Annotated in this window: 4 protein-coding genes and 2 pseudogenes; 5 read left to right on the top strand and 1 reads right to left on the bottom strand. The window is 35.0% G+C overall.

Annotated elements, in window-relative coordinates; genetic code table 11:
* The first annotated feature begins 122 nt into the window (after window positions 1-122).
* The 4 genes and pseudogenes from JN080_RS28330 (at window position 123) to JN080_RS28315 (ending at window position 2314) form a co-directional block, all read left to right on the top strand.
* Entirely contained in the window at window positions 123-326 is a 204-nt protein-coding gene (locus tag JN080_RS28330) for a cold-shock protein (RefSeq protein ID WP_256239282.1), read from the top strand.
* Between the two features lie 176 nt (window positions 327-502).
* Window positions 503-1051 (top strand): annotated as a pseudogene (locus JN080_RS28325) (tyrosine-type recombinase/integrase); the annotation flags it as partial.
* Window positions 1052-1330: 279 nt separating this feature from the next.
* On the top strand, window positions 1331-1714 hold the full coding sequence (locus JN080_RS28320) for a DUF3888 domain-containing protein (RefSeq protein ID WP_256239281.1): 384 nt from the start codon (window positions 1331-1333) through the stop codon (window positions 1712-1714).
* Window positions 1715-1867: 153 nt separating this feature from the next.
* Window positions 1868-2314 (top strand): hypothetical protein, encoded by a 447-nt coding sequence (locus tag JN080_RS28315; RefSeq protein WP_256239280.1) that lies wholly within the window; start codon window positions 1868-1870, stop codon window positions 2312-2314.
* 827 nt (window positions 2315-3141) lie between these two features.
* Here JN080_RS28315 and JN080_RS28310 read toward each other — a convergent pair.
* The gene (locus JN080_RS28310; protein WP_256239279.1) at window positions 3142-3624 is read right to left on the bottom strand and encodes a CBO0543 family protein; all 483 of its coding nucleotides are present in this window, start codon (window positions 3622-3624) and stop codon (window positions 3142-3144) included.
* A gap of 52 nt (window positions 3625-3676) precedes the next feature.
* On the opposite strand from JN080_RS28310, the pseudogene JN080_RS28305 reads away from it, so the two are divergent.
* Window positions 3677-3922, top strand: a pseudogene (locus JN080_RS28305) (lactonase family protein); the annotation flags it as partial.
* Window positions 3923-4521 lie beyond the last annotated feature (599 nt).

Here is a 4521-nt window from a genome sequence, read left to right as displayed (position 1 = left end):
TATATAAGAATTATTTTTGTTCGGTGTAAAGGATAGTATTAGTAAAACTTTTCATCTTGATGATCACTGAGAGCAAGGATAGTAACACAATGTGTGTTTTTACACACTAGGAGGCAACAAAAATGGAAAATGGTAAAGTAAAATGGTTTAACAGCGAAAAAGGCTTCGGATTCATCGAACGTGAAGGTGGAGAAGACGTATTCGTTCATTTCTCAGCTATCCAAGGCGAAGGGTTTAAAACATTAGAAGAAGGTCAAGAAGTGACTTTTGACGTTGAGCAAGGTCAACGTGGAGCACAAGCAGCTAACGTACGAAAAGCTGCTTAATTATAAGAATAAATATAGACAGACTCTTATTTTAGAGTCTGTTTTTTATTTTTCAAAAAAAACAAAAATCCCCACTCACGAATGAGTAGGGAAACTTGAAAACAGTAAATCAAATGGTAAACACAGTGTAGCATATAATTCGGGAATCTTCTAATGGATGGCTTGAACGGTCACTCTTAAGGAAGAAACCCGTCAAAAGCAGGGGAGTGAATCCGGAAGAAAAGTATCGCCGTGATCGTGCGATTATTTATGTGCTTACTTACGCCGGCCTACGTGTGGATGAACTTTCAAATTTAAAATTAACTGACATCGATTTAGACTTGAAGAGGATTCGAATCGTTGGAAAAGGGATGAAGGTCAGAACCGTTCCTATTTCGAATACGCTGCTGGCTGAAATTCATGATTGGCTTGCCTTCCGGGCAGAAATGGCGAATCAGAAACCGCAAGTAGAGGATTCTCCTTATGTTTTTTACAGCCAGCGGTCACCAAAGTTTACGGTTCGCGGAATTCAGACCATGATCGAAAATTACAGCTTGCCAAATAAAAGATTGGCTCCTCATATGTTCCGTCATACGTTTTGCAAATGGATGCTAAAAGCGACGAATAATGATATTGAAAAAGTAAGAAGGCTCGCCGGCCACAGTAACATCGCGACAACAAGTAGATACTTGAAGGATTCGTATAGTGATTTGGCAGATGCAGTGGATGCATTGCCTAACTTTTAGAAATGTATAGACATTTTTTAACACCATCGCCTTAAGGCAATGGTGTTTTCTTCAGAAGTGAGACCTTCAAATTCATTTTAGGGGGATCAGCGCTACAGGCTGATACAAAGTAAAGAACGCTATCTGTCATGTTCAACAATCGGGCCAGATTGTGGAAGAAACAGAAAGATAAGAATTCTGAGTAAAGATCGTTTGTAAAGTATTTTACTTTAACTAACGGTTTAGGATTGTTGAATAAATCATTTTAGTTCTTTGGAAACTAAAATGAGGTGGATGAATATGAAAAAAATCGCACTTATGCTTTTGGTTGGAATACTTTTAGCTAACACAACAGTATATTCAAAAACAATAAATGAAGCTGATACGGAAATATGCGATACGGTTAAAATGGCACTTATAAGTAGCAATAGAGAGCCAGTAGATAAAGCAATTACTGAAGTTTATAAGAATGACAAAAATGCACCTGAAGAAGGTCTTTCTTGGGCTTCATGGGAAACTGAAATCCTTAAAATAAAGCAAGTATATGGAATTGGTGGGTTATATGAGATAACGTTGAAAGTGTACCCTTACTATGGTGCTCATAATGGTTATGGGGAATATGAGGCTGTGATAAATACTAGTGGTGAACTAATCGGTTATAAACACTTGAAAACATATCCTTGAACTTCAACGGGCACCATTCTGCAGCAATAATTGTGCTTTTTCTTTATGCTTGATCATTTAATGGAATAAACTTTTGCTAATTTGTCAGTTTAGTTCAAGGTAAAATAGATATGGAACTACCGGGGATGCTAATCTAAAAGGATGGTGTCTCAAATGAATAGACTTTGCCTTATCGTTTTTTTGGGAATTATATTTTCACTTAGTGATTTATATAATTCAAATTACACAATGGCTAAAAATGGATACCTATTTCCAGATAATAAGGAGAAACACTTTGTTAGTGCCAGAGAGTACTATCAATGTGGAAAACTCAAGGGCTATGCTCAATTTAAGGATGCTAATATCAACATACAGCAAAAACTGTTATATAAAGATTTACAGCAGTTTATCAAGTCAAATGTAAATGAATATTACTACATAAATTTATTCAATATCTATTCCAATCAAAATAACAACGTAAGCCCTGATCGCCAGATTTATTTTTATTGTTCATTATTGGAAAATGACAAAACACTTAAATATAAATATATAATTTTGGATGCCGAAACTACAAATCCACAAGCATCAGGTAATAGGCAAGCATTTAAACCGAAGGATTGACATTCATGGTGTTCTTTCTTTATGTTAAAGGCGCAAGAATTGCACAACGATGGACTGTTTCAGCAGTCCATTTTCTTGGCCTTTAATACGTTAAATGGCATATTAGTTTAATATGGCAGGATTATTAGTTTTTCTTACAGAAATTACCTTATATGCAATTTAAGAGGGGGTATGAAAAGTGCTAAATGCGATTTTGCGAGATATTTATTGTTTATCTTTTATATGTTGCCTTCTTGATAAAAAGGAAGAAGCTGACAGTTTATAATCATTTACTTTTGTTTTTGACAGTGGTTTATGTATTAGCTGTGATATCTGTGACTTTATTTCCATTACCAATTCAAAGGTCATATATTGTTCATATGATTAAAGATAAATTGGAGGAACAAAATAATTTTATCCATTTCCATTCTATTTCGGATACTTTAAGAACTGCAGTTGCATGGTCTGTAATTTTAAGACAAATTGGTGGAAATGTATTTAGGTAAAACTTTTTTGAAAAGTTTGCTATTTACTGTCCCCATGAGTATCGGTCAATGGTACTTTGAAAAGAATTCTGGATTATTCAAATGGAATAAATGGACACCTTTCCACACTTTCGGATCGTGTACTTTCACAATGTTTACAATTAGAGTTTTTGTCGGACTTTTAAAGAAATTAGATAAATTAAAGGGTAACCTAAATAATTAGGGCTGCCAACTCTGACAGCTTTTCTTAGTAAAGTAACGTGGAGTGGAACAAGAGAGTTAAAAATCCAGTCCTATCTTTTATAGCACTTGACTGATATCGTGCATTTAACTTAATACAAGGGGCAGTCTAGCTGCCCCTTTTTATTCATGAAATTTAGTTTTAAAAAACCAGTTGTGAAAAACTTGTGTTAAGTAATCAGTTATCCAAATTGTTATAAAACTCCAATACCAAGTCCAATTTTTATATTTGATTAATTTTGTATATTTCACTGCAATTATTTCAAAGATGACTATTACAGAAGTACTAATAAAGCAATGCAGGGTTTTTAAAAGGTTAGATTTATTTTTTGGATAGTACAAACTAAATAAAGCGCACAGTCCAGGATATATAAAGTATTCAAATGAAAAAGTAGCTTTATTTGCTTTTTTGAAAAATAAGCGATATGGATAGGAAATTAAGTTTTTTTCTACCACTAGTAATCCAAAAATCCATGTTAGTGCTTGTTTAAATAAAAATACAACTAGTGATTCACGAATTTTATTTTTTGGTGTAAATTTTATTAATAATAATGACACAATTATCCAGGATGAAATTTCGATAGTTTTCTCTGCTTTGTATTTCATTAATTATCCTCCTTTAATAAATAGTTTTTACTTTTTAGAATTGATTAATTCAAATAACGGAAGCCTTACTTCTATTCCCGGTTCCACCCATTCTCTCAGCACTTTAAATGCTCAGCCAGCGCAAGTTCTCTTCACTCCGGATGGCAATAAATTCGTTGTCTACGAGCTTACATCAATTGTATTCCATGTAAATAAAAATGGTAGTGTTACAGGACCAATCGTTAATGATTTTTACGGTCAAGGACCATTGGGCGCTTATTTTCTATCGTCTGGAATCCTCTTAGTTACAGAAGTAGTTTTCGGGTAAAGGAGTTGAAAGAAAAAACAGACGCCAGATGTCCGGTCTTAAATACTTTAAAAGCTGCTGACGTTACTATTAACACTACATGGAGGAAGGACTAATCCGCATATCGTGCGTAAAGGAGTACAAAATTCTCATGTCCCCTCGGGATATAAATACAACCTCATATTCGAAAAAAATCGTTTTGAATATTGCGGGTTCTGCTCAAAGTCTTTCACAACGGTTTGCGACTGTACCTCCTCGATTGTATGGAAACAGTTTTCTTCTGAAGTTCCACCCCCCCACTGTACGTAATCCGTTAGCTCCAAAAGGGCATTTGCCACATCGCTTAACCAGTTTGAGAGGCTTCGAATACTTGGGAGAACTCGGGCATACATATACTAAAGTGTGAAATGCATGATGACTTGGGGGTATGAGATACTATGAATCACGATGACGTTTCTAACGAAAGAGAGAATCAAGGAAACAAAAAAAATGAACAACTTGAAGAATTTCGTGTTCAGAATACAGGAAAACCCCTTACGACGAGTGCGGGATTAAAGCCATCCAACAATGACGCGATGTTGAAGGCAGGACCTCGAGGCCCTGCTCTGATA

Source organism: Bacillus sp. EB600 (assembly GCF_024494385.1).
Classification (GTDB): Bacteria; Bacillota; Bacilli; order Bacillales; family Cytobacillaceae; genus JAEVLT01.
Note: the sequence above shows the minus strand (reverse complement) of the source record. Positions and strands in the feature narration are given on the sequence as shown.

What these genes read in the sequence shown, in the direction of transcription:
- JN080_RS28320 (WP_256239281.1), top strand. Translation starts at nt 1,331, where the DNA reads ATGAAAAAAATCGCACTTATGCTTTTGGTTGGAATACTTTTAGCTAAC.
- JN080_RS28315 (WP_256239280.1), top strand. Translation starts at nt 1,868, where the DNA reads ATGAATAGACTTTGCCTTATCGTTTTTTTGGGAATTATATTTTCACTT.
- JN080_RS28310 (WP_256239279.1), bottom strand. Translation starts at nt 3,624, where the DNA reads ATGAAATACAAAGCAGAGAAAACTATCGAAATTTCATCCTGGATAATT.
- JN080_RS28330 (WP_256239282.1), top strand. Translation starts at nt 123, where the DNA reads ATGGAAAATGGTAAAGTAAAATGGTTTAACAGCGAAAAAGGCTTCGGA.